Below are 23,387 nucleotides of genomic sequence, written 5' to 3'. Positions count from 1 at the left end.
CACTTGCCCGTATCCCGTGACGAGGGAAATCTGCCCGCGCTCAGCGCGCAGCCGTTGATCCGCCTGGACGCGTACGTCGCCGAGGACGGATCGACCGTGGTCAACGGTCATTTGCTGACCATGGGCGGCACCAGGCCGCCCAACGAGGCGATCCTCGACGCCGTGGCGATGTTCGCCCGCACCCTGGGGGCTCCGGTGGCGGCAACGGTCGTGGACCGCACCGCGCAGCAGGTCGCTCGGGTCCGGGTGCACCCGGACGGCTCCAGCTACACGATCGCCGAGGAGGAGGACCTGCCGCCCGGCCGCGAGCGAACCGAGGCGGAGGAGCAGGCGTTCCCCCCGCTCGCCCGCGTCGAGCGGATCATCCAGCACGCGCAGCGGGAGGAGCTGCACGCGGCGTTCGTCCTGGCCAGCGCTCTGCGCGAGCACCTGACGCTGCGCCGGGGCGTGGAGGACGACCTTTCGCTCGAGGCGCGGGCGATCGAGGCCTACATGGCGTTCCTGCGCGGCGACTACACGGTCTCCACCGTGCTCGCGCTCACCGTCGCGCGCATCCGGTGCCGTACCGACCTCAGCCGGGCCGCGCCCGAGGTCGCGCGCGCCACCGCGGCTTGGCAACGACTCGAGGACGCGAGCCAAGTGGCGGCCCGAGGGCAGGAACTGCTGTACATGTGGGACCGGTTGGCCGCTGCGGGCCTGGTACAGCATCAAGCCCACCAGACCATGGCGCTCGCGGTCCGGAACCGGCTCGAACAGGGCAGCCAGTACCTGGAAGCCCCGGTGGAACGTCCGGCCGCGGCTCTCACCGCGGCCCAGGGCTCCGCCGCCCCGGAGGACACGCCGCTCAAGCGCAGCCGAAGGGGCCTGCGGCGCTTCACCAGATGGACCGGCCGGACAGCCGACTGAGGCGAACCCCGTCGGGCAGCGCCGCCTCTGCCCCGAACCGCGCATGGGTCTGCGTTCGCCCTCCCTCTATGCCCCCCCCCGGATCCGCCTGAACCCCCTGATCGCCCTGTTCCCCGCGCACGCGGGGATGGTCCCTGCGGCGGCAATGGCGGCTCGCCACGCCCCACTAACTGATCAATGGTCGGGCGGGCCCTGGGCCGCTCCCCCGCGCCGGCCCGCGCGCGCCCGGACGACCAGATCGGCGGCGGCCGCGGGCCACTGGGGGTGGGCGAAGGCGAAGCCGGCGTTCAGGAGGCGGCCGGGCACCACCCGGCGGCTCTTGAGGAGGAGTTCGGTGTCCGAGCGCAGCGCGAACGCGCCGAGTTCAGCCATCCACTTGGTGGCGGGCAGCCCCACCGGGATGCCCCGGGCGCCGCGCAGGGCGCGCATGAACGCGCGCTGCGGCAGCGGGTGGGGGGCGGCCAGGTTCACCGGTCCCGTGATGTCCTCGCGCCGCACGAGGAAGTCGACCGCCCGGACGAAGTCACGGTCGTGGATCCAGGACACGTACTGCGCCCCGCCCGCGACCGGGCCGCCGAGGCCGAGCACGGCCAGCTTCTGGAGCACGTCGAAGACGCCCGCACGGTCGGGGCTCATCACCATCGCCGAGCGCAGGGCGACCTTGCGGGTGCCCGGCGTCACGGCCTCCGCCTGAGCCGCCTCCCACGCCTTGGCGATCTCCACGCTGAACGCCCAGTAGCCCGGGACGTCCGGCTCGGAGCCGCCCAGGATCCCGGTCGCCTCGTCGTGGGCGGCGTCGAAGCGGTGCGCGTACACGGTGGCGGTGCTCATCTGGAGCCACAGCTTCGGGGGCCGCGCGGCCGCGCCGATGGCCTCGCCGACGGCTCGGGCGGAACGTACCCGCGAATCCATCATGGCCCGCAGATTCTTCTCGGTGTATCGGCAGCTCACGCTGCGGCCGGCCAGGTTGATGACGACGTCGCTGCCGTCGACCACGTCCGCCCACCCGCCGGGTGTCTCCCCGTCCCAGCCCACCTGGCGCGGACCGTGCGGCCGCCGCGTGAGGATCACGACATCATGGCCCGCGGCGGTCAGCGCCCGGTCCAGGATCGAGCCGACCTGCCCCGTGCCGCCGGGAATCACTACCTTCATGGCGCCCCCTCAGTAGGTGGAACCGATCCTATCGCAAGAACTTGAACGCGTTCAAAGTGGTGTACCGGTCACCCGCCCGGCTCGCGTGCGGTGGTCGTCGGCGCCCGCCGGGCCGAGACTGGAGAGGCAGGCCGGGCCGGACCCCGCGGCGTGCGCACCACTGGTCGCGACCCAGGAGGTAGCCGTGGTCGACAGCGAGACGTGGGGGGACGACGTCTACCAGCCCGACGGCTCCGAAGTGCAGGACGACGAAGGCATCCTGGGCGCCGAGGACACCCTCGACGACGGCCCCGCCGATCCCCTCGACACGGGCTACTCACCGCCCGAACGCCCCTGGGCGGTGGAGCGCTCCGGCGTCACGGCCACCGAGCGGCTGCGCGGCGAGAGCCTGGAGCAGCGCCTCTTCGACGAGGTCCCGGAGGTGGCCGTGGCCGACGGCGACGGCATGGGCGACACCTGGGACACCGACGGCGAGCCGCGCGACAACGAGGTCGGCGGCGCGCGCGCCGGGCGGCTCGTCGCCCCCGACGAGGGCGCACACCCCGACGAGGAGACGCGGATGCTCGCCACGGACATCGGCCTGGACGGGGCCGCCGCCTCAGCCGAAGAGGCGGCCATGCACGTCGTCGACGAGGACGACATCGAGAACCTCGACGGTTTCGAGACCACGTGAGTCCCGGATGACATCAGGAGGCCCACGAACCCCGCCGGCGACGGTGGCACGGTGAGCAGGCCGGGAGCAGGCCGGCTTCCGGAGCCCTCGGGCCTACCGGACGGTCCGGGCCTACCGGGCCTACCGGACCGCCCGGACCGTCCGGACCGCCCGGCAGCCCCCGCCCCGCACGACCCGACCCCGACCCCGCGGCGACACGCGGCGACCGACACCCCCCGGAGTCCCCATGCAGCGCGACAAGCAGCCCCCGTACCAGGCGGTCGTCTTCCGTGACCGCTCCGCCGGATTCGCCTTCCTGACCCGGTCGACCGCGACGAGCGAGGAGACCATCGACTGGGACGACGGAAACACCTACCCGGTCATCGACGTGGAGATCTCCGCCGAGAGCCACCCCTTCTACACGGGCAAGGCGCGGACGGTCGACACGGAGGGCCGGATCGCCCGCTTCGAGCGGCGCTACGAGGGCAAGGAGTGACCCGGCTCCCCGGCCGTTCATGTGCTCGCCCCTGGGCCCTGTGACCGAACGGAAGCCACCCTCACCGGGGAACACGGCCGCCTCGTGGCCCGCCGCTCCCCGGCGCAACCGCTGCCGCGCCCCGCGCACTGGCACCCTCGCGGACGTCGATCCGAGTCGTCGTGAGGAATGCCCATGCGTCACCGCATCGCCGTGTCCACCGTCGTCGGCGCGCTCTGCGGGGTCATCGCCCTCGCCCTGCCCGTCCACACGACGCGGGCCGCCCCGGCGGCCGGGCACCTCACGGTCTTCGGACACCGTGGGGCTCCGGCCCGCGCACCGGAGAACACCCTCCCCTCGGTGCGCAGCGCCGCGGCCCTCGGCGTGGACTGGGTGGAGAACGATGTGCAGCGCACCGCCGACGGAGCGCTCGTCGTCATCCACGACACCACCCTGGACCGCACCACCGACGCCGAGCAGCGCGATCCGGGGCGCTCCCCCTGGGCGGTGGGCTCGTTCACGCTCGCCGAGATCAAGAAGCTCGACGCCGGAGGCTGGTTCGCACCGCGCTTCCGCGGCGAACGCGTCCCCACCCTCCAGGAGTACCTGGCCCTGCTCGACCGCACCGGCCAGAGCCTCCTGCTCGAACTGAAGCGGCCCGACCTCTATCCGGGCATCGAGCGCCAGACCCTGGACGCCCTCGGCAGGGCCGGCTGGCTCGACGGGCCGCATCTCGCCGGCCGCCTGGTCATCCAGAGCTTCAGCGCCCCCGCACTGCGCACCACGCACCGGCTGCGCCCCACGGTGCGCACCGGCCTCCTGGGCACCCCGCCCGCCGCCCGACTGGAGCAGTACGCCGCCTACGTGGACGAGATCAACACCGAGCAGCGCGCGGTGACGTCCGAGTACGTCCACGCGGTGCACGCCCTCAAGAGCCCGCACTGGCCGAGGATGCGCGTCAACGCCTGGACCGTCGACAGCGCGGGCGCCGCCACCGCGCTGGTGAGGCTCGGCGTCGACGGCATCATCACCGACCGGCCCGACGTCATCGAGAAGGCGGCCCGCGAGCCGGGGCGCGCGTGATACTGGGGCCGTCATACTCCGCACGCCTCGCCTGGAGGTCATGGTGAACATGCTCATCAACGTGCCCGAGAGCGTCGTCGCCGACGCACTGCGCGGAATCGCCGCCGCGCATCCCTCGCTCACCGTCGACGTGGAGAACCGGGTGGTGCTGCGACGGGACGCACCCGTGGCCCGGCAGGTGGCCCTCGTGTCGGGCGGCGGGTCGGGTCACGAGCCGCTGCACGCGGGTTTCGTGGGACCGGGCATGCTCGCCGCCGCGTGTCCCGGTGAGGTGTTCACCTCACCGGTGCCGGATCAGATGGTACGGGCCGCGGCGGCCGTGGACGGGGGTGCGGGAGTCCTGTTCGTCGTCAAGAACTACACCGGCGACGTCCTCAACTTCGACATGGCGGCCGAACTCGCCGAGGACGAGGGGGTGAGCGTCGCCAAGGTCCTGGTGGACGACGATGTGGCGGTCACCGACAGCCTCTACACGGCGGGCCGGCGCGGCACCGGCGCCACCCTGTTCGTCGAGAAGATCGCCGGGGCCGCCGCCGCGGAGGGCGCCCCGCTGGAGCGGGTCGAGGCGATCGCCCGCCGGGTCAACGCGAGCGCGCGCAGCTTCGGGGTGGCACTGAGCGCCTGCGCGACCCCCGCCAAGGGCAGTCCGACCTTCGAACTCCCGCAGGGTGAGCTGGAGTTGGGGGTCGGCATTCACGGGGAGCCGGGGCGCGAGCGGCGGGCGATGATGACGTCGCGGGAGATCGCGGACTACGCCGTGCACGTCGTCCTCGACGAGCTTCGGCCGACCAGCCCGGTGCTGCTGCTCGTCAACGGGATGGGCGCCACCCCGCTCCTGGAGCTGTACGGATTCAACGCCGAGGTGCACCGGGTGCTCGCCGAACGGGGCGTGCCGGTGGCCCGTACGCTCGTCGGGAACTATGTGACCTCACTGGACATGGCGGGCTGTTCGGTGACGCTCTGTCAAGTGGACGAAGAGCTGCTCCGGTTGTGGGACGCGCCCGTCAACACGCCCGCACTGCGCTGGGGTTGCTGACCATGACGGAAGGAGAGGCCGTGCTCGACGCCGCGTTCATGTCCCGCTGGATGACCGCGACCGCCGCCGCGGTGGGCCGGGAGGAGACCCGCCTGACCGATCTCGACTCCGCGATCGGCGACGCCGACCACGGAGCCAATCTGCGGCGCGGCTTCACCGCCGTGTCGGCGACGCTCGACAAGGAGACCCCGGACACCCCCGGGGCCGTACTCGCCCTCGCCGGGCGCCAGTTGATCTCCACGGTCGGCGGCGCGTCGGGCCCGCTGTACGGGACGCTGCTGCGACGTACGGGCAAGGCGCTCGGGGACGCGGCCGAGGTCACCCGCGAGCAGCTCGCCGAGGCGCTCGGGGCCGGGGTGGCCGCGGTCGGACAGCTGGGCGGGGCGGCGGCCGGGGACAAGACGATGCTGGACGCGCTGCTGCCCGCCGTCGAGGCGCTGGGACGGTCCTTCGCGGCAGCGGCCGAGGCGGCCGAGGCCGGGGCGCTCGCGACCGTGCCGCTGCGGGCCCGCAAGGGGCGGGCCAGCTATCTCGGCGAACGGTCGGTGGGCCATCAGGACCCGGGGGCGACATCGGCGGCGCTGCTCGTCGGCGCGCTCGTGGAGGCCGCCGCGTGAGCGGGGCGAAGGGGCCGGTCGGGGTGGTGCTCGTCTCGCACAGCGCGGCGGTCGCGGCGGCGGTGGCCGACCTGGCCCGGGGCCTCGCGGGCGGCGGGGCCACCGCCCCCGTCGCCCCCGCGGGCGGCCTGCCCGACGGCGGGTTCGGCACCAGCGAGGAACTCATCGTGGCGGCGGCCGGGTCGGTGGACCGGGGCTCGGGCGTGGCCGTCCTGGCCGACCTCGGCAGCGCGGTCCTCACGGTCAAGGCGCTGCTCGCCGAGGGCGAACTCCCTTCGGGGGCACGGCTGTTGGACGCACCCTTCGTGGAGGGCGCGGTGGCCGCCGTGGTCACGGCGTCGGCCGGGGCGGATCTGGCGGCGGTGGAGGCGGCGGCCTCGGAGGCGTACGACTACCGCAAGGTGTGAGTCGTCCGGCCCCCGCGCCCCTTCCGAGCCCGCCTTCGGCTGCGGACCGTGCCCGTGTCTGGGGCGGCTCCCGCGCCCCTCAACCCGCTTTCGGCGGAGCCCCGGGTGGGAAGGGGCGGCTGGTGGGGGGTGGAGCCATCATGGAGACATGAGTGCCTTCAACGAGCTGGGCGGCACCGGCGGGCCACCGCTCCCCCCGCTGCCGGAGGACTGGACCCGGGCGCTGGCCGTCGTGGCGCACCCGGACGACATCGAGTACGGCACCGCGTCCGCCGTCGCCCGCTGGACCGCGCAGGGCAAACAGGTCGGCTATCTCCTGGCGACGCGCGGGGAGGCCGGCATCGACGCGGTGCCCCCGGACCGGGCCGCGCCCCTTCGTGAGGAGGAGGAACGGGCCGGGGCCCGCGAGGTCGGGGTCACGGAGGTCGCCTTCCTCGGACACCGGGACGGTGTCGTCGAGTACGGGACGGAGCTGCGCCGCGAGATCGTACGGGTCATGCGCAGGACCCGCCCCGAGGTCGTGCTCTCCGGCGCGTACACGGAGCGGATGATCGGCGGGCTCGTCAATCAGGCCGACCACCGCGCCGTCGGCCTCGCGGCGCTCGACGCCGCGCGGGACGCGGGGAACCGGTGGATCTTCCCCGAGCTCATGGATGAGGGCCTCGAACCATGGCCCGGCGTGCGGTTCGTCGCGTTCGCGGGGGCGGAGCGGCCCACACACGGGGTGGAGGTGACCGGTGAGCCCCTGGAGCGCGGAATCGCCTCGTTGGCGGCGCACGCCGAGTACACCAAGGGGCTCGGCGCGGAGGCGGACGCCTTCGCGCCGCGGCCGTTCCTGACCTGGCTGGCGCGCGCCGCGGGGTCGGCGATGGGCGTGGAGGCCGCGGTGCTCTTCGACGTGCACCAGCTGATCCCCGAGGGGCCCCCGCCCTGGGTATGAGCATCGGAGCGCGCGTCAGGGCGTGAGCATCAGGGTGTGAGCGGCGCCTCAGTGTTATGCAACTTGTTGCATAAGCGGGTGTGCTGGTCTACAACGGAGGCGACGACATCCCACCCGGAGGCGCCCCCATGACCGCGTACCCCCACCTGCTGAGCCCCTTGGACCTCGGGTTCACCACACTGCCCAACCGGGTGCTGATGGGCTCCATGCACGTCGGGCTCGAAGAGGCGGAGAACGGGTTCGAGCGGATGGCCGCGTTCTACGCGGAGCGGGCCCGCGGCGGGGTCGGACTCATGGTGACCGGAGGCATCGCCCCCAACGACGCGGGCCGCCCCTACCCGGGCGGTGCCCGGCTGACCACCGAGGCGGAGGCCGCGCAGCACCGGACCGTCACGGACGCGGTACACCGCGAGGGCGGCCGGATCGCGATGCAGATCCTGCACTTCGGCCGGTACGCCTACCACGAGGACCTGGTGGCGCCGAGCGCGCTCCAGGCCCCGATCAGCCCCTTCGTGCCGAACGCCCTGAGCGAGGACGAGGTCGAGCAGACCGTCGAGGACTTCGTGCGGGCGGCCGAACTCGCGCGGTCCGCCGGCTACGACGGCGTCGAGATCATGGGCTCCGAGGGCTACTTGATCAACGAGTTCGTCGCGGGTGCCACCAACCGGCGCAGCGACCGCTGGGGCGGCAGCTACGAGAACCGGATGCGTTTCCCGGTCGACATCGTGCGCCGCACGCGCGAGCGCCTCGGCTCCGACTTCATCCTGATCTACCGGCTCTCCATGCTGGACCTGGTGCCCGGCGGTTCGACGCTGGAGGAGGTCGTCACCCTCGCCCGCGCCATCGAGGCGGCCGGCGCCACGCTCATCAACACCGGCGTCGGCTGGCACGAGGCGCGCATCCCGACCATCGCGACCTCGGTGCCACGGGGCGCCTACACCTGGGTGACGAAGAAGCTGATGGGGTCGGTGTCGATCCCGCTGATCACCAGCAATCGCATCAACACCCCCGAGGTGGCGGAGCAGTTGCTGGCCGAGGGCCGCGCGGACATGGTGTCGATGGCTCGCCCCTTCCTCGCCGACCCGGAGTTCGTGGCCAAGGCGAGCGCCGGGCGCGCCGAGACCATCAACACCTGCATCGGCTGCAACCAGGCCTGCCTCGACCACACCTTCAGCGGGAAGATCACCTCCTGCCTGGTCAACCCGCGCGCCTGCCACGAGACCGAGCTGGTGCTCTCCCCCACGAAGCTGCGCAAGCGGCTCGCCGTGGTCGGCGCGGGGCCGGCCGGGCTCGCCTTCGCCGTGTCGGCGGCCGGACGCGGCCACGCCGTCACCCTCTTCGACGCGGCCGACCGCATCGGCGGCCAGCTCAACATCGCCAAGCGGGTGCCGGGCAAGGAGGAGTTCGACGAGACGCTGCGCTACTACCGCACACAGCTCGAACTGCACGGCGTGGACGTCAAGTTGAACACCGAGGTGGCTGCCGGGGACCTCACCGGCGGCGCGTACGACGAGATCGTCGTCGCGACCGGCGTCACCCCGCGCACCCCCGAGATCCCCGGCTGCGACCACCCGAGCGTGGTCACCTACCTCGACGTCCTGCGCGACGGTGCGCCGGTCGGCGAGCGCGTCGCGGTGGTCGGCGCGGGCGGCATCGGCTTCGACGTCGCCGAGTTCCTCACCGACGGCGGGGACGCGGCGAGCCTGGACGCCGAGACCTACTTCCGCCAGTGGGGCGTCGACACCACGTACGCCGAGCGCGGCGGGCTGCGCCGGCCCGAGCGGCCCAAGCCGCCGCGCCAGGTCCACCTGCTGCAGCGCAAGACCACAAAGGTCGGCGCGGGGCTCGGCAAGACGACGGGATGGATCCACCGCACCGAACTCAAGCACCGGGGCGTGACCATGGTCCCGGGCGTGCGCTACGACCGGATCGACGACGAGGGCCTGCACATCACCGTGGACGGCGAGTCGTCCGTGCTCCCCGTCGACACGGTCGTGCTGTGTGCGGGCCAGGAGTCGCGGCGCGGCCTGTACGAGGAGCTGTGCGCGGCCGGCGCGACGGTGCATCTGATCGGCGGCGCCGACGTGGCCGCCGAGCTGGACGCCAAGCGCGCCATCGACCAGGGCACCCGTCTGGCCGCGACGCTCTGACGGGCCGGGGGCACCGGGCGGGGCATGGCCGAACCTAGGATGCGGTCATGTCCCTCCCGCACGCGATCCTGACCGCACTGCTCGAAAAGCCCTCGTCGGGGCTTGAACTGACGCGCCGCTTCGACAAGTCGATCGGCTACTTCTGGTCGGCCACGCATCAGCAGATCTACCGCGAGCTGGGCAAGCTGGAGCACTCCGGATTCATCCGCGCCCTGCCGTCCGCCATGCCGGCCAGGGGGCAGAAGAAGGAGTACGAGGTGCTGCCCGCGGGCCGCTCGGAGCTCGCCCAGTGGGCGGCGGCCGGCCAGGACCCCAAGCCGATGCGGGACCCGCTGCTGCTGCGCGTGCGCGCGGCGGCCGTGATCGGCGGACGCGGTCTGCGGGCCGAACTGGAGCGTCATCTCGCGCTGCACCGGGGCCAGTTGGCGACGTATCTGGCGATCGAGACGAAGGACTTCCCGCCGGAGCGGGACGGCGAGCAGGACCGGCTGCGCCATCTGGTGCTGCGCGGCGGCATCGAACTGGAGACGTTCTGGATCGGCTGGCTCACCGAGGCGCTCGACACCCTCGGCGAGGACCCGTCGCCCGAGTGAGACCGTCGCCGGGCGCGGCGCGACCCGCCACCCCGTCTGACGTTGTATTGTACAACTGATCCGTTGGACCGGAAAGGGGATCAGCCGTGCTCAGCCGAGACCAGTCGGTCGTCACCATTCAGCGTGAGCTGACCGCGTTCGCCCGGCGTGCCCGCGCCGCCGCCGCCCGGATGCATCCGGAGCTCTCGCTCGTCTCGTTCACCCTGCTCTCGCACATGGAGGACCAGCAGGGCTGCCGGGCCACCGACCTGGCGGCCTACTACATGCTCGACAAGTCGACGATCAGCCGGCAGATCGCGGGCCTGGAGAGGCTCGGCTTCATCGAGCGGATCAGCGACCCCGACGACCAGCGCATCCAGTTGCTCCGGCTGACCCCCGCGGGCACCGCCAAGCTCGCGGAGGCGGCGGAGCTGCGCCGTCAGGCCTTCCACGAGCGGCTCGCCGACTGGGCGCCGGAGGACCTGGACCGGTTCGCCGAGTATCTGCTGCGCTACAACAGCCATGCGGAGAGCGGCGGTTGACCGGGCGACAGTCCTCGCTCCGGGACATCGGGACGTCGACGCGACGCCCCTCGATGAGGCAAGGTCTTCTGCGTGCCTTCACTGCCTCCCCAGTCGCCCGCGCCCCAGCCGTGGACCGGTCCGCCCGTCGGCCACATGATCGTCAGCGGGGACGACGCCCTCGCCCACCGGCTCGCCGGCGAACTGCGCGACGTGTACGGGGAACACGTCGTCCTCGTCGTACCCCCGGAGGCCGGGGCCGCCGCCGCGCGGATCCCGGCGAACGGCCTCACCAGGGCCTCGGCACTGTTCGGCCGGGTGTCGTCGGCGATGCTGCGGACCACGGCGCCCGGACCCGACGGGCAGGACGGCGCCCGGCTCCTGGAGGCATCGGAACCGACCGACGCGGCCCTCGTCGAGGCCGGGGTCGAACGTGCCGCGGCGCTCGCGCTGGTCCACCGCGACGACGAGACCAACATCAGGGCCGCGCTCACCGCCCGGCGCCTCAACCCCCGCGTGCGACTGGTCATCCGGCTCTACAACCGCAAACTCGGCCAGTACCTCCAGGAGTTGCTCGACCAGGCGGCGGCCCTGACGGCCCCCGGTCCGGGGCCGTCGGGCGCCGAGTCCTCGACGACCGTCCTGTCCGACGCGGACACCGCTGCGCCCGCCCTCGCCGCCACCGCGCTCGCCGGCACCAGCAAGGTCGTCCACGCCGACGGGGTACTGCTGCGGGCCGGGCAGCGGCCGCCGCCGCGGCGCGGCGAGGTCGCCGACCCGGGCCTGTGCACCCTGGCACTGCTGTCGTCGACCACCAACGACCCGGCGGGGGCGGAGGGTTCGGACCGCAGTGGCTCGGAAGGGCCACGGCTGCTGCCCGACGAACGATCACTCGACGGGGCGGGCCATCGCGGCCGGGTCGTCCTGGAGACCGTCACCTACACGGGCCCCGCCCAGTCGCCCGGCCGCCTCACCGATCTCGGCGCACCGCTCGGCCGGCTCTTCTCGCGCAGGCTCCGCTGGTCGCTCGCGGGGGTGGTCGCATCCGTGGTCGCCTTGGCCGTCGCGACCTGGCTCACCACGGGCGACGACCCGCTGCACGCCGCCTATCTGACCCTGCTCGACATCTTCGCCATCGACGATCCCGCCGTCGGCGCCCCGGTGAGCCGTCAGATCCTCCAACTCCTTTCCGGACTAACCGGGTTGCTGCTCCTGCCGGTGCTGATCGCGGCCGTCCTCGAAGGGCTCGGCACGTTCCGCAACGCCTCCGCGCTGCCCCGCCCCCCACGCGGCCTCTCGGGGCACGTGGTGCTGCTCGGCATGGGCAAGATCGGCGCCCGGGTCCTGGTGCGGCTGCGCGAGCTGAACATCCCCGTCGTCTGCGTGGAGGCCGACCCGCAGGCCCGCGGCATCGCGCTGGCCCGCCGGCTGCGGGTGCCCACGGTCATCGGCGACGTCACGCAGGAAGGCATCCTGGAGTCGGCCCGCATCCACCGCGCCCATGCCCTGCTCGCGCTGACCAGTTCGGACACCACCAACCTGGAGGCCGCGCTGTACGCCCGCTCGGTCAAGCCCGATCTGCGGGTGGTGATGCGGCTGTACGACGACGACTTCGCCACCGCCGTCTACCGCACCCTGCGGGCCGCCCACCCCCAGGCCATGACCCGCAGCCGCAGCGTCTCGCACCTGGCGGCGCCCGCGTTCGCGGGGGCCATGATGGGCCGTCAGATCCTGGGCGCCATCCCGGTGGAGCGCAAGGTACTGCTCTTCGCGGCCGTCGACGTGGCGGGCCACCCCCAGCTGGTGGGCCGCACCGTCGAGGAGGCGTTCCGCGAGGGCGCGTGGCGCGTACTCGCGCTCGACACCTCCTCCCCCGCCGACCGGGTGCCCGACCTCGGCGCCACCCGCCGCCCCGGCGACCTGGTGTGGCGCATCCCGCCGAACTACGTCCTGCGGCCCGAGGACCGGATCGTGCTGGCCGCGACCCGGCGCGGGCTCGCCGAACTCCTCGGCCGCCGGCCCTCCTCCCGCGTGGGCCGGTGACGGCACGCCGGCCTCGCGGGAGCGGATGCCGGGCGGACCCCGGAGCGAGCGGGCGTTAGGCGGGGCCCGGAGGGGGAACTCGCCCCGCATGAGTGTTTCCAAGACCAGCATCCTCGTCCTTGACTGTGCCGAGCCGGTCGAACTGGCCGAGTTCTACGCCAAGTTGCTCGGCGGTGAGATCGAGATCGGCCGCGACTCGGACTTCGTCGAGGTCATCGGCGGAAACGGCGTCCATCTGGCGATCCACCGCGACCACGGGTACGCACCGCCCAGCTGGCCGCGGCCCGAGGACTCCCAGCAGGCGCACCTGAGAATCGTGGTGGCCTACGGCGACATGGACGCCGCCGAGCGCGAGGTGATCACCCTGGGCGGGACGCCCGTCGACACCAAGGACAACAACGGGCCTCGCGACGAACGGGTCTACGCCGACCCGGCCGGCCACTCCTTCACCCTCGCCGTCTCCGCCAAGCGCGCGGAGGAGTCCCGCGGTTAGCCCCGCACCGGGGTCGCCGCGGCATCGGGGCCGGCGTGACCTGTGATCCGTGCGTGACCCGTGATCCGTGCGGGCCCGGTGATCCGTGCGGGCCCGGTCGCCGACCGGGCCCGGCGTCACCCCTCGGACGGGTCGCGGTCACGATCGCGGTAACGCCGGTGCGCGAGGGCCGGCAGCACGAACCAACAGCAGACGAACCAGCAGACCACCCCGGCCACCAGCCAGGGGGCGAGGGCGTTGTGCAGGGCGACGCGCAGGATCAGGAGCAGCGAACTCGCCACCGTGCACAGGAGCAGCACCAGACCGACCACGGTGAGCCGCGAGGCCCAGGTCACCGTCTGCGGCTTGAGTCGCTGCCCCGCCAGCATGCGGTGGAAGGAGACGGGACCGATGAGCGCGCCGGTCGTCGCCGCGCCCAGGACCACCGTCACGACGTAGATGGCCCGGTCGGTGGAGCTCAGCGAGGTGAACCGCTGCTGGAACACGACCGCGAGCAGGAACCCGAACAGGATCTGGACGCCGGTCTGCGCGACCCTCAGCTCCTGGAGCAGATCGCCCCACCTGCGATCGGCGCGTTCCTCGGCCGTCTCGTTCCGCCCCGAATCCACCATGTGCACCACCTCCCTCGCGTGCGAATACCCATACATAGCAACTGAAACCCCCTCGCCCGTGCCGCCCCGTGGCGCCGCGCCCCATGGACCCGCAGACTGGCGGCATGGGCGCACGGCGCAGCGCGGGCCTCCTGCTGTATCGCACGCGGGAGGACGGCATCGAGGTGTTGGTCGGGCACATGGGCGGCCCGTTCTTCATGGGACGTGAGACGGGCGCGTGGTCGGTGCCGAAAGGAGAGTACGGCCCGCAGGAGCGGTCCGAGGACGCGGCGCGGCGCGAGTTCGAGGAGGAGCTGGGGCTGCCGCCTCCCGAGGGCCTCCTGGTGCCGCTGGGCGACATCGTGCAGCGCGGCGGCAAGACCGTGACGGTGTGGGCGATCGAGGCCGACCTCGATCCGGCCGACGCGGTGCCGGGCACCTTCACCATGGAGTGGCCGCGCGGGTCGGGCACGGTGCGTGCGTTCCCCGAGATGGACCGCTTCGCCTGGCTCTCCCCCGACGCGGCCGCCCCCCTGCTCGTCCGGGGCCAGGAGGCCTTCCTCGACCGCCTCGTCCGGCACCTGACCGGCTAGCCGGCTCCCGCGGGGAGCCCGGCATCCCACCCTCTGGATTCATGCCTTAATTTAGTACGTGAGTTAAGACGCGTCATGCTGTCCGTCGGACGCTCGCGCACCGGTATGTTGCACGCAGGGAGGGAGCCACATGGCCACACCGAACAGAAGGACCGTCCGCGACCTGCGTCGGGACAACCGCGGCGCGGTACTGCGACGGCTGTATTTCGACGGCCCGATGAGCCGCCAGGCGCTCGGCCCCGCCACCGGGCTGAGTTCGGGCTCCATCAGCAATGTCGTCGCGGAACTCGCGGCCGACGGGCTCGTCCAGGACGCCGGGGTGGTCGACTCCGACGGCGGAAGGCCGCGCACCCTGCTCCGGGTCGCCCCGGACAGCGGCCACCTCATCGGCGTGGACGTCGGCGAGACCCGGGTCAGGGTGGAGCTGTTCGACCTCGTGCTGCGCGAACTGGCGCGCGTGGAGCTGTCGTTGGACGTCGGCGGCTACGACGTCGGCCACATCGTCGGCCACATCCGCGACGGCGTGGCCGAGGTCCTGCGCGAGAGCGGCCTCGACCCCGCCCGGCTGCTCGGCGTGGGGGTCGGCGTGCCCGGCATCGTCGACCGCAGCTCCCCCGACGGGGCCGTGGTGCACGGTCAGACCATCGGCTGGGACGCGGTGCCGCTGGAGTCCCTGCTCCGCGAGTCGCTCCACCTTCCGGACACAACGCGGTACTTCATCGAGAACGGCGCCAAGACGCTGGGCCAGGCGGAGATGTGGTTCGGCGGGGGCCGCGGGGCCACCGACGCGGTGATCGTCCTGTTCGGCTCGGGCGTCGGGGCCTGCATCGTGTCGGGCGGCGCGATCTACGGGGGCGCGCACAGCAGCGCCGCCGAATGGGGCCACACCACCGTGCACGTACGCGGACGGCGCTGCCGCTGCGGGGCGCTCGGCTGCCTGGAGGCGTACGCGGGCGCCGAGGCGGTCATCCAACGCTGGCGTGAGGCCGGGGCCGAACTGCCGCCCCGGGCGACCGAGGAGACGGCGCTCACCGCGCTGCTCACCGCCGCGTTCCCGGCGGAACAGGGTGCCGCCGCCGACGCGACGGCCTGTGCGGTCGTCGAGGAGACCGCGGAGTACCTGGGCGCGGGTCTCTCCGATCTGATCAACCTCTACAACCCGGAGCGCATCCTCATCGGCGGCTGGGCCGGGCTCCAACTCGGACCGCACATCCTGGAGTCGGTGCGCCGCCACGCGACCGCCTACGCGCTGCGCCATCCTGCCGAGCGCGTCACCATCGAGCTCGGCCGGCTCGGCCCGGACGCCGTCACCGTGGGCGCCGCCACCCTGCCGCTGGCCGGCTTCTTCACCCGTGGCGGCCACAGCGCGCCCACCACCGAACAGGAGCCCCCCGCGGAAAGGGCGGGCTGGCGCACGTCCGTGGCGGAGCGCACCGCCCGCTGACCTTCGAGGCCTTTCCCGCAGACCTTTACCGCAGGCCCTGCCCGGAGACCTCATGCGTGGATCTCTTTCGCGGATCTTCCTCGCAGATCTTTATCGGGGATCTTTATCTGGGATCTTTATCTGGGATCTTTATCGTGGATCCATCGCGAAGGCATTTCTCCGGAGATCCCCTCGGGAGGATCCTTTCTTCTTCAGAACCTTTGGAGCCGGGGAAACGCATGCCGCGCACCCCGGAATCCCAACCAGAAAACATGTTCCCATAAGTCGGGCTTTAGGAATCTATTAGGGAATGTAACCAGTTGGGATTGAGTCGCTTCCGCGACGGCCGGAGACCACGCCACCTGCGGTGTAGCCGCTTTTCGCGCCGCCAATCCCGCTATTTCAGGACTGCCCCTGGCACATGCCTCTTGTGGTGTCCGGATTCCAGGAACACGATCGGTCCTCGTCACGTCCCGTCGAGGAGGTACCGGTGAACGTTCCTGTGAACAACCAGCGAATGAGCCTGAGCCCGGACACCGCACGGCAACTCGCCACCGCCACCAAGACCGTTCCGCAAATGCGCGGGGTCACCCCGCGCTATCTGTTGCGCGCCCTGCCCTGGGTGGATATCGAATCAGGCGTCTACCGCGTCAACCGCCGTCGCTCCTTCATCCTGGGCGACGACCGGATCAGCACGTACGACGACAACGGCACCCCGCGCGTGGTGGCGGGCGACCTGCGCGAACTGCCCTATTTACGCGACGCCGAGGACGCCGCGCTCGACGAACTCGCCGCCGCCTTCGCACCGTTGACGTTCGACGCCGGCCAGGTCCTGGTCCAGGAAGGGGACCCGGCAGAGCGGCTGTGGGTGCTTGTGGAGGGCCGCGCCGAGAAGCGCGTCACCGGACGGTACGGCGAGGACGCACTGCTCGACGTGGCCGGCGACGGCCAGTTCTTCGACCTCGACGCGTGGACCCGGGGCGAACCGATGCCCTACCGCGTCAAGGCGCTCACCCCCGGCACCGCCCTGTGCGCCGACCGCGCCGCCCTCACCCAACTCACCTCCCGGGACGAGCGGTTGAGGGATGCGATGGACGCGTTCGTCGCCGGCGACGGCGTCCGGCCGGGCACGGAAGCGCCCATCGACCTGAGTTCGGGCCACGTCGGCGAGGTCGACCTGCCCGGCACCTACGTCGACTACGAGGATGCGCCGCGCGAGTACCACATGACCTTGGCCCAGACGGTGTTGCGCGTCCACACCCGTGTGGCGGACCTCTACAACGGCCCCATCGACCAGACCCGGGCCCAGGCGAACCTGACGGCGCAGGCGTTGCGGGAGCGGCAGGAGGCCGCCCTGCTCAACCACCCCGAATTCGGCCTCGTGAACAACGTGTCCGCCGGTCAGCGCGTACAGTCGCGCACCGGCTCACCGACCCCCGACGACCTCGACGAGCTGCTCGCCCGGGTGTGGAAGCAGCCGGGGTACTTCGTCGCACATCCGAGGGCGATCGCCGCGTTCGGCCGCGAGTGCACGCGCCGGGGTGTGCCGCCGGTGACCGACACCCGGTTCGGCAGCCCGCTGCTCACCTGGCGCGGGGTGCCGCTGCTGCCCTCCGACAAGATGCGGTTCTCCGGCGGCGGAGCGGTCGGCACCACGGAGATCCTGCTGATGCGCCTGGGCGAGGCGGAGCAGGGAGTGGTCGGGCTGCGTCCGGCCGCGGTCCCCGACGAGATCGAACCGGGCCTGTCCATGCGGAACATGGGCGTCGACCAGAAGGGCATCAGCTCGTACCTGATGACCGCCTACTTCAACACGGCCGTCCTGGTGGAGGACGCCATCGCGGTGCTCCAGAACGTCGAGGTGTCCACCTACCATGACTATTCCTGAGACCGCGGACCCGCGGGCGCACAGCCGCCCGGCGGACAGCCGCCCGGAGACGGGCCCGGCCGACGCCCCGGGCCGCACCCCGGATGCGTTCACGCCCGAGTCGGCCCGCAAGGACGTCCCGATCCTGCACCGTACGGTCAACGGGCATCCGCTGGTGTGGCTCGACAACGCGGCCACCACGCAGAAGCCGCGCCAGGTCATCGAGGCCGTCGCCGGCTACTACGGCACGGCGAACTCCAACATCCACCGGGGCGCACACACCATGGCGCGCGAGGCCACCGATCTCTACGAGGCGGGCCGGGCCGCCGTCGCGGACTTCCTCGGGGCGGCGTCCCCCGATTCCATCGTGTTCGTCCGCGGCACGACGGAGGCGGTGAACCTGGTCGCCCAGAGCTGGGGCCGCGGCCGCCTCGGCCCCGGCGACGACATCCTCGTACCGGCCCTCGAACACCATTCCAACATCGTTCCCTGGCAGTTGATCGCGAAGGAGACCCGGGCCCGGGTGGTGCCGGTGCCCCTCCTCGCGGACGGCCGGATCGACCAGGACGCCTACGCCGGCCTGCTCTCCTCGCGCACCCGCCTGGTGGCGCTCGGGCAGGCGTCCAACGTCCTCGGCACGGTACCGCCGGTCCGCGAGATGACCGCGCTCGCCCACCGCTACGGGGCCAGGGTTCTCGTCGACGGCGCCCAGGCCGTCGCCCACCTGCCCGTCGACGTGACCGCCCTGGACGCCGACTTCTACGCCTTCTCCGGGCACAAGCTGTACGCCCCGACGGGCATCGGCGCGCTCTATGTGAAGCCGGGCGTGCTCGGGGAGCTCCGGCCCTGGCAGGGCGGTGGCAACATGATCGACTCGGTCTCCTTCGAGCGCACCACGTTCGCCCCCGCGCCCCATCTCCTGGAAGCCGGTACCGGGCACATCGCGGGCGTGGCCGGACTGCTCGCCGCGCTGAACTGGTTCACCTCCTTCGACCTGGCCGCGGTCGCGGCGTACGAGGAGGCCCTCACGGCGTACGCGCGGAAAGCCATGGGGAACGTGCCGGGCCTGGAGATCCTGGGTCCTGAGGCACGGAGGATCGCGGTCCTGACGTTCACCATGGCGGGCCGGGATCCGGCGGATATCGCCTCGTGGCTCGACCGCGACGGCATCGCGATCCGGGCCGGCCATCACTGCGCGCAGCCCGCCCTGGCCCACTACGGCCTGGCAGCCGCCGCCCGCGCCTCGTTCGCCCTGTACAACACGCCCGAGGAGGTGGACCGGCTGGTGACGTCGCTGCTCGAACTCGACCGCTCGGCCTGACCGTCACCCGAGGGACCGGCGCCGCGTCCCGGACCGCCGGTTCGGCCCTCGGGCGCTGAAGGAATCCGGGCCGCTGCTCTTCCAGGGCCGGCTGCTCTCCTCGGGCAGCGAGGCCAAGGAGAGCAGCCGGCCCGGCAGGGGCCCGGTATTCCGACACGGCGCCCGCTTCCCTTGACATGCACGGGTCCGACCGCTGAGATGTGGTTGCTTTCGTTCGACGTCGTTCGCTTGTGCGCCAAATACCCCCACTGGAGTCGCACTTGACTACCGAACTGCACAGTTTCAGACACCGTCTCGTCGCCTTCCTGGGCACCGTCGCCCTCTTCTCGGGCGGCCTGACGGCCGCCGTGGAGGTCGCCGCCGCGCCGGAGGCGGCGGCCGTGGACAACGGTCTGGCGCGTGCCCCGCAGATGGGGTTCAACAACTGGAACTCCACGCACTGCCGGGCCGAGTTCAACGAGGCGATGGTCGAGGGCGTCGCGGACGCCTTCGTCGCCGACGGCCTCAAGGACGTCGGGTACACCTACGTCAACATCGACGACTGCTGGGCGCTGCCCGACCGTGACGCCGCCGGGAATCTCGTGCCCGACCCGGCGCGCTTCCCCCACGGCATCAAGGCCGTCGCGGACTACGTGCACGCCAAGGGGCTCAAGTTCGGCCTCTACTCCAGCGCCGGCACCAAGACCTGCGACACGCAGGGCTTCCCCGGCGGTCTCGGGCACGAGCGGCAGGACGCCGAGCTGTGGGCGTCGTGGGGTGTGGACTACCTCAAGTACGACAACTGCAACAACGGCGGCGTCGACGCCCGACAGCGCTACCGGGCGATGGGCGACGCCCTGAAGGCCACCGGCCGGCCCATCCTCTACAGCATCTGCGAGTGGGGCCAGAACCAGCCCTGGACGTGGGCGTCGGGCACCGGCAACTCGTGGCGCACCACGGGCGACATCAGCGACTCCTGGTCGAGCATGATCGGCATCGCGCACCAGAACCAGCCGCTGGCCGCCGCCGCGGGGCCGGGCGGCTGGAACGACCCGGACATGCTGGAGGTCGGCAACGGCGGCATGACCGACACCGAGTACCGCACGCACTTCAGCCTGTGGTCGCAGATGGCGGCGCCGCTCCTCATCGGGAGCGACCTGCGCGCCCCGAGCGCGGCCACCCTCGCGATCCTGAAGAACACCGACGTCATCGCCGTCGACCAGGATCCGCTCGGTCGGCAGGGCACGGTCGTGTCCAGCTCGGGCGGCCTGGTCGTGATGACCAAGCCCCTCGCGGACGGCGGCCGTTCGGTGACCCTCACCAATGAGACCGCCTCCGCCCGCACGGTCTCGACGTCGATCGGTGCCATCGGGCTCGGCGGGTCGTCCTCGTACACCCTCAAGGACCTGTGGTCCCATCGCACCAGCGTCACCACGGGCGCCATCGGCGCGTCGGTGCCCGCGCACGGCACGGTGATGTACCGGGTCACGCCGGGCCCCAGGACGTCACCGGCGCCGGGGCTCCACCAGCTCAGCGATCTGTCGTGGACATCGGCGGAGAACGGCTGGGGTCCGGTCGAACGCGACCGCAGCAACGGCGAACAGGCCACGGGCGACGGCCGGAGCCTCACCCTCAACGGCGCCGGATACACCAAGGGCCTCGGCGTCCACGCCTCGTCCACGCTGACGTACTACCTCGGCGGCACCTGCACCGCGTTCAGGGCGGACGTGGGTCTCGACGACGAGGTGGGCGCGAAGGGGTCGGTCGTCTTCCAGGTCTACCGGGACGGGGTGCCGGTCGCCGCCAGCGGCCGGGTCACCGGCGCCGACGCGGCGAGAACGATCGGCGCCGATCTGACCGGAGCCGACGAGCTGAAGCTGGTCGTGACGGACTCCGGGGACGGCATCGACTACGACCACGCCGACTGGGCGGCGCCCCACCTCACCTGTTCCTGAAGGAGGTTGACGGAACTGCCCGAAGAAGCAGACGGAGGTTGACGCCCTCGTTCGAGGGCTCACGAGGACGTCACAACGGGCCCCGCTCCTACGGCGGGGCCCGTTCGTGCGCGGCGCCTTCTCCTGCCCGCTACCTGGTGGCCACCACAAGCCGGGCGCGTGGGCTGCCGTCCGCGCGTCGGCCGAGCTCCTCGAGCGCGTACAGCTCGACGCCGAAGCCGGCGGCCGCGAGTTCCCGGCGCACGTCCGCGAGCCCGAACCCGCGGTAGTACATGACGAACGGGGGACGCCACAGCGCGTTGCGCACCCGCATCGCCGTGTCGAATCCCAGCAGGGCGAGGTGCGCCGGGCCGCCGGGCCGCGGCGGCGCCACCACCGGGAAGGCGAACCTGCCGCCGGGCCGCAGCGCGGCGTGCACCTGGGCGAAGAGGCCGGGGCGCTCCCGGGGCAGGAAGTGCCCGAACGCGCCGAAGCTGACGGCCAGATCGAACGCGGCACGCAGCGGCAGCGCGCGTGCGTCGGCCCGGATCAGCCGTGCCCTCGGGTGGGCGCGGGCGGCGACGGCCAGCATCCCGGCGCTGATGTCGACCCCGGTGACCTCCTCGCGGCACACCTCGCCAAGGACGCCGAGGCCCGCGCCGGTACCGCAGCACAGGTCGAGCCCCCGGCCGAAGGGGCCGAGCGCGTCGAGCACGGACGCCACCGGCGCGAGGACCGCCTCGGGCGTGCGGAAGGGGGTGTGGTCGAACTTGGGGGCGAGCAGGTCGTAGCCGTGCTCGACGGACGACAGCGCCTGGACGGCGAGTTCCCGGAAGGTGGGGCCCTGGGGAGCGAACATGGCTGCTCAGCATAGGGGCTCGGCTTCGGGGCGGGGCGCCGCTGCCGCTCCTGGGACGGCGCAGCCCGTGCCCCAGACCCCTGACCCCGGGCGGAGACGATCGCGGGGACGGTCCGCGCGAAGGGGCGCCGGTCGGCCACCGGGCGGGCGAACCGGCCACCGCCCGCCCCCTGCCGCGGCGCGTTTTCGCCATGTACGGTTCAATCGCGCGCCGCACGGGCGACCGTACAACGACGTTCTACGCGCGCAGACTTGGTGTCCCCACCACCTCTCCCCACCTTTGACGGAGGTACGCAGGATGCTCGGAGCCACACGTTCCGGCCGCTCGGGCCGACGGACCGCAGGCGCCCTGGCCGCGATCGGCGCGCTCGTCGTCGCCGGTGGCGCGGCCGCCGAAGCCGCCACCCCGCCGGCCGCCACGGCCCACCCGGCCGCCACCGCCCCGCACCGGGTGCTGTTCGACAACTCCAAGGCGGAGACCGCGGGCAACGCCGACTGGATCATCAGTACCAGCCAGCCGGATCCCCTGGCCCAAAACCCCTCCCCCGGCGCCGACAAGGACTGGACCGGCGCCCTGTCCTCGTGGGGCGTGGCGCTCCAGAAGAGCGGCGGCTACGCCCTCAAGACGCTGCCTTCGGGCAACACCATCACCTACGGCACGTCGTCCGCGCTCGACCTCAAGAACTTCGACACGTTCGTCCTGCCCGAGCCGAACGTCCTGCTGAGCGCCGCCGAGAAGACCGCGGTGATGCAGTTCGTGAAGAACGGCGGCGGGCTCTTCCTCATCTCCGACCACACCGGCTCCGACCGCAACAACGACGGCGCGGACGCGGTGAAGGTCATCAACGACCTGATGTCCAACAACAGTGTCGACTCCACCGACCCGTTCGGCTTCTCGGTCGACTCGCTCAACATCGCCACCGACAACCCGAGGGCCGTCAGCGACAGTTCCGACCCGGTCCTCAACGGCTCGTTCGGCAAGGTGACCGGCAGCATCATCCGCAACGGCACCACCGTGACCCTCAAGCCGGCCGACAACGCCGCCGCCAAGGGCGAGGTCTACCGCACCGGATCCTCGGGGAACACCGGCGCCTTCTTCGCCACCAGCTCCTTCGGCAGCGGCCGCGTCGCCTTCTGGGGCGACAGCTCGCCCATCGACGACGGCACGGGCCAGTCCGGCAACACCCTGTACGACGGCTGGAACGACCCCGCGGGCACCGACGCCGCGCTCGCCCTCAACGCCACCGAGTGGCTCTCCGGCGCGTCCACGGGCGGCGGCACCGGCTCGTGCACCGCGGCCCAGCTGCTCGCCAACCCCGGCTTCGAATCCGGCAGTTCGGGGTGGTCCGCGACCAGCGGCATCATCAACACGAACGCCGGCGAGCCCGCCCGCACAGGCGCCTACAAGGCCTGGCTCGGCGGCAAGGGAACCGCGCACACCGACACCCTCGCCCAGACGGTGTCGATCCCCGCGGGCTGCGCCGCCTCGCTGGGCTTCCAGCTGCACATCGACACCGCGGAGACCGGAGGCACCGCGTACGACACCCTCAAGGTCCAGGTCGTGAACGCCAGCGGCACGGTCCTCGCCACTCCCGTCACGTACTCCAACCTCAACGCCGCGAGCGGCTACGCGCAGCGCACCGTGGATCTCGGCGCCTACGCGGGGCAGACGGTGACGCTCAGGTTCACCGCGACGGAGGGCTCCAAGCTCCAGACGTCGTTCGTCCTGGACGACACCGCGCTCACGGTGAGCTGACCGCGCGCACGGCCCGCA

At 72.3% G+C, this 23,387-nt stretch carries 22 protein-coding genes; 19 read left to right on the top strand and 3 right to left on the bottom strand.

Going from position 1 to position 23,387, the window contains the following annotated elements:
• Window positions 1-3 precede the first annotated feature (3 nt).
• Entirely contained in the window at window positions 4-906 is a 903-nt protein-coding gene (locus OG432_RS31455) for a hypothetical protein (protein WP_328314339.1), read from the top strand.
• Window positions 907-1,080: 174 nt separating this feature from the next.
• On the opposite strand, the gene OG432_RS31450 is transcribed toward OG432_RS31455, so the two are convergent.
• Window positions 1,081-2,058, bottom strand: a complete 978-nt coding sequence (locus tag OG432_RS31450) for an epimerase (protein ID WP_328314338.1) — start codon at window positions 2,056-2,058, stop codon at window positions 1,081-1,083.
• A 184-nt stretch (window positions 2,059-2,242) separates the two neighbouring features.
• Between OG432_RS31450 and OG432_RS31445 the strand changes: the two genes are divergently transcribed.
• From OG432_RS31445 to OG432_RS31390, 12 genes are all read left to right on the top strand, one after another.
• Window positions 2,243-2,731: a DUF5709 domain-containing protein gene (locus tag OG432_RS31445; RefSeq protein WP_328314337.1), complete on the top strand. Its 489-nt coding sequence runs from the start codon at window positions 2,243-2,245 to the stop codon at window positions 2,729-2,731.
• 226 nt (window positions 2,732-2,957) lie between these two features.
• Window positions 2,958-3,206 (top strand): type B 50S ribosomal protein L31, encoded by a 249-nt coding sequence (locus tag OG432_RS31440; protein ID WP_328314336.1) that lies wholly within the window; start codon window positions 2,958-2,960, stop codon window positions 3,204-3,206.
• Window positions 3,207-3,380: 174 nt separating this feature from the next.
• The gene (locus tag OG432_RS31435) at window positions 3,381-4,268 is read left to right on the top strand and encodes a glycerophosphodiester phosphodiesterase (protein WP_328314335.1); all 888 of its coding nucleotides are present in this window, start codon (window positions 3,381-3,383) and stop codon (window positions 4,266-4,268) included.
• Between the two features lie 43 nt (window positions 4,269-4,311).
• The gene (gene dhaK, locus OG432_RS31430; RefSeq protein WP_328315323.1) at window positions 4,312-5,304 is read left to right on the top strand and encodes a dihydroxyacetone kinase subunit DhaK; all 993 of its coding nucleotides are present in this window, start codon (window positions 4,312-4,314) and stop codon (window positions 5,302-5,304) included.
• Window positions 5,305-5,324: 20 nt separating this feature from the next.
• Window positions 5,325-5,921, top strand: coding sequence for a dihydroxyacetone kinase subunit DhaL (gene dhaL / locus OG432_RS31425; protein ID WP_328315322.1), 597 nt, complete (start codon window positions 5,325-5,327; stop codon window positions 5,919-5,921).
• Window positions 5,918-6,328 carry a PTS-dependent dihydroxyacetone kinase phosphotransferase subunit DhaM gene (locus OG432_RS31420; protein WP_328314334.1) on the top strand — a complete coding sequence of 137 codons (411 nt, stop codon included), beginning with the start codon at window positions 5,918-5,920 and terminating at the stop codon, window positions 6,326-6,328. Before dhaL ends, OG432_RS31420 begins: the two co-directional genes overlap by 4 nt.
• A gap of 148 nt (window positions 6,329-6,476) precedes the next feature.
• Window positions 6,477-7,268 (top strand): PIG-L deacetylase family protein, encoded by a 792-nt coding sequence (locus tag OG432_RS31415; RefSeq protein ID WP_328314333.1) that lies wholly within the window; start codon window positions 6,477-6,479, stop codon window positions 7,266-7,268.
• Between the two features lie 128 nt (window positions 7,269-7,396).
• The gene (locus tag OG432_RS31410; protein WP_328314332.1) at window positions 7,397-9,418 is read left to right on the top strand and encodes an NADPH-dependent 2,4-dienoyl-CoA reductase; all 2,022 of its coding nucleotides are present in this window, start codon (window positions 7,397-7,399) and stop codon (window positions 9,416-9,418) included.
• A 47-nt stretch (window positions 9,419-9,465) separates the two neighbouring features.
• Window positions 9,466-10,011, top strand: a complete 546-nt coding sequence (locus OG432_RS31405; protein WP_328314331.1) for a PadR family transcriptional regulator — start codon at window positions 9,466-9,468, stop codon at window positions 10,009-10,011.
• Window positions 10,012-10,097: 86 nt separating this feature from the next.
• Window positions 10,098-10,532, top strand: coding sequence for a MarR family winged helix-turn-helix transcriptional regulator (locus tag OG432_RS31400; protein ID WP_328314330.1), 435 nt, complete (start codon window positions 10,098-10,100; stop codon window positions 10,530-10,532).
• A 135-nt stretch (window positions 10,533-10,667) separates the two neighbouring features.
• Entirely contained in the window at window positions 10,668-12,554 is a 1,887-nt protein-coding gene (locus tag OG432_RS31395; RefSeq protein ID WP_328315321.1) for a potassium channel family protein, read from the top strand.
• 88 nt (window positions 12,555-12,642) lie between these two features.
• Window positions 12,643-13,047, top strand: coding sequence for a VOC family protein (locus OG432_RS31390; protein ID WP_328314329.1), 405 nt, complete (start codon window positions 12,643-12,645; stop codon window positions 13,045-13,047).
• 116 nt (window positions 13,048-13,163) lie between these two features.
• Here OG432_RS31390 and OG432_RS31385 read toward each other — a convergent pair whose 3' ends face one another.
• Window positions 13,164-13,658, bottom strand: a complete 495-nt coding sequence (locus tag OG432_RS31385; RefSeq protein ID WP_328314328.1) for a DUF6328 family protein — start codon at window positions 13,656-13,658, stop codon at window positions 13,164-13,166.
• Window positions 13,659-13,762: 104 nt separating this feature from the next.
• Here OG432_RS31385 and OG432_RS31380 point away from each other — a divergent pair, with 104 nt between their 5' ends.
• The 5 genes from OG432_RS31380 to OG432_RS31360 all read left to right on the top strand — a co-directional run bounded on the left by OG432_RS31380 (window position 13,763) and on the right by OG432_RS31360 (window position 20,775).
• Complete coding sequence (locus tag OG432_RS31380; RefSeq protein ID WP_328314327.1) at window positions 13,763-14,230, top strand: NUDIX domain-containing protein; 468 nt, start codon at window positions 13,763-13,765, stop codon at window positions 14,228-14,230.
• A gap of 130 nt (window positions 14,231-14,360) precedes the next feature.
• Window positions 14,361-15,674, top strand: coding sequence for an ROK family transcriptional regulator (locus tag OG432_RS31375; protein WP_328314326.1), 1,314 nt, complete (start codon window positions 14,361-14,363; stop codon window positions 15,672-15,674).
• A gap of 496 nt (window positions 15,675-16,170) precedes the next feature.
• Window positions 16,171-17,541 (top strand): family 2B encapsulin nanocompartment shell protein, encoded by a 1,371-nt coding sequence (locus tag OG432_RS31370; protein ID WP_328315320.1) that lies wholly within the window; start codon window positions 16,171-16,173, stop codon window positions 17,539-17,541.
• Window positions 17,528-18,841, top strand: coding sequence for a SufS family cysteine desulfurase (locus OG432_RS31365; RefSeq protein WP_328314325.1), 1,314 nt, complete (start codon window positions 17,528-17,530; stop codon window positions 18,839-18,841). Before OG432_RS31370 ends, OG432_RS31365 begins: the two co-directional genes overlap by 14 nt.
• A 410-nt stretch (window positions 18,842-19,251) precedes the next feature.
• Window positions 19,252-20,775: an NPCBM/NEW2 domain-containing protein gene (locus OG432_RS31360; protein WP_328315319.1), complete on the top strand. Its 1,524-nt coding sequence runs from the start codon at window positions 19,252-19,254 to the stop codon at window positions 20,773-20,775.
• 130 nt (window positions 20,776-20,905) lie between these two features.
• Here the strand turns inward: OG432_RS31360 and OG432_RS31355 are convergent, their stop codons facing one another.
• Entirely contained in the window at window positions 20,906-21,613 is a 708-nt protein-coding gene (locus OG432_RS31355) for a class I SAM-dependent methyltransferase (RefSeq protein WP_328314324.1), read from the bottom strand.
• Between the two features lie 298 nt (window positions 21,614-21,911).
• Here OG432_RS31355 and OG432_RS31350 point away from each other — a divergent pair, with 298 nt between their 5' ends.
• Window positions 21,912-23,369 (top strand): hydrolase, encoded by a 1,458-nt coding sequence (locus OG432_RS31350; protein WP_328314323.1) that lies wholly within the window; start codon window positions 21,912-21,914, stop codon window positions 23,367-23,369.
• The last annotated feature ends 18 nt before the right edge of the window (window positions 23,370-23,387 follow it).

Origin of the sequence: Streptomyces sp. NBC_00442, from assembly GCF_036014195.1 — a bacterium.
In the GTDB taxonomy this organism is placed as follows: Bacteria; Actinomycetota; Actinomycetes; order Streptomycetales; family Streptomycetaceae; genus Streptomyces.
Note: the sequence above shows the minus strand (reverse complement) of the source record. Positions and strands in the feature narration are given on the sequence as shown.

Coding starts and splice junctions, on each gene's coding strand:
- OG432_RS31450 (WP_328314338.1), bottom strand. CDS start 2,058: ATGAAGGTAGTGATTCCCGGCGGCACGGGGCAGGTCGGCTCGATCCTG.
- OG432_RS31440 (WP_328314336.1), top strand. CDS start 2,958: ATGCAGCGCGACAAGCAGCCCCCGTACCAGGCGGTCGTCTTCCGTGAC.
- OG432_RS31435 (WP_328314335.1), top strand. CDS start 3,381: ATGCGTCACCGCATCGCCGTGTCCACCGTCGTCGGCGCGCTCTGCGGG.
- OG432_RS31415 (WP_328314333.1), top strand. CDS start 6,477: ATGAGTGCCTTCAACGAGCTGGGCGGCACCGGCGGGCCACCGCTCCCC.
- OG432_RS31410 (WP_328314332.1), top strand. CDS start 7,397: ATGACCGCGTACCCCCACCTGCTGAGCCCCTTGGACCTCGGGTTCACC.
- OG432_RS31405 (WP_328314331.1), top strand. CDS start 9,466: ATGTCCCTCCCGCACGCGATCCTGACCGCACTGCTCGAAAAGCCCTCG.
- OG432_RS31395 (WP_328315321.1), top strand. CDS start 10,668: ATGATCGTCAGCGGGGACGACGCCCTCGCCCACCGGCTCGCCGGCGAA.
- OG432_RS31390 (WP_328314329.1), top strand. CDS start 12,643: ATGAGTGTTTCCAAGACCAGCATCCTCGTCCTTGACTGTGCCGAGCCG.
- OG432_RS31385 (WP_328314328.1), bottom strand. CDS start 13,658: ATGGTGGATTCGGGGCGGAACGAGACGGCCGAGGAACGCGCCGATCGC.
- OG432_RS31380 (WP_328314327.1), top strand. CDS start 13,763: ATGGGCGCACGGCGCAGCGCGGGCCTCCTGCTGTATCGCACGCGGGAG.
- OG432_RS31375 (WP_328314326.1), top strand. CDS start 14,361: ATGGCCACACCGAACAGAAGGACCGTCCGCGACCTGCGTCGGGACAAC.
- OG432_RS31370 (WP_328315320.1), top strand. CDS start 16,171: ATGAGCCTGAGCCCGGACACCGCACGGCAACTCGCCACCGCCACCAAG.
- OG432_RS31365 (WP_328314325.1), top strand. CDS start 17,528: ATGACTATTCCTGAGACCGCGGACCCGCGGGCGCACAGCCGCCCGGCG.
- OG432_RS31360 (WP_328315319.1), top strand. CDS start 19,252: ATGGGGTTCAACAACTGGAACTCCACGCACTGCCGGGCCGAGTTCAAC.
- OG432_RS31355 (WP_328314324.1), bottom strand. CDS start 21,613: ATGTTCGCTCCCCAGGGCCCCACCTTCCGGGAACTCGCCGTCCAGGCG.
- OG432_RS31350 (WP_328314323.1), top strand. CDS start 21,912: ATGCTCGGAGCCACACGTTCCGGCCGCTCGGGCCGACGGACCGCAGGC.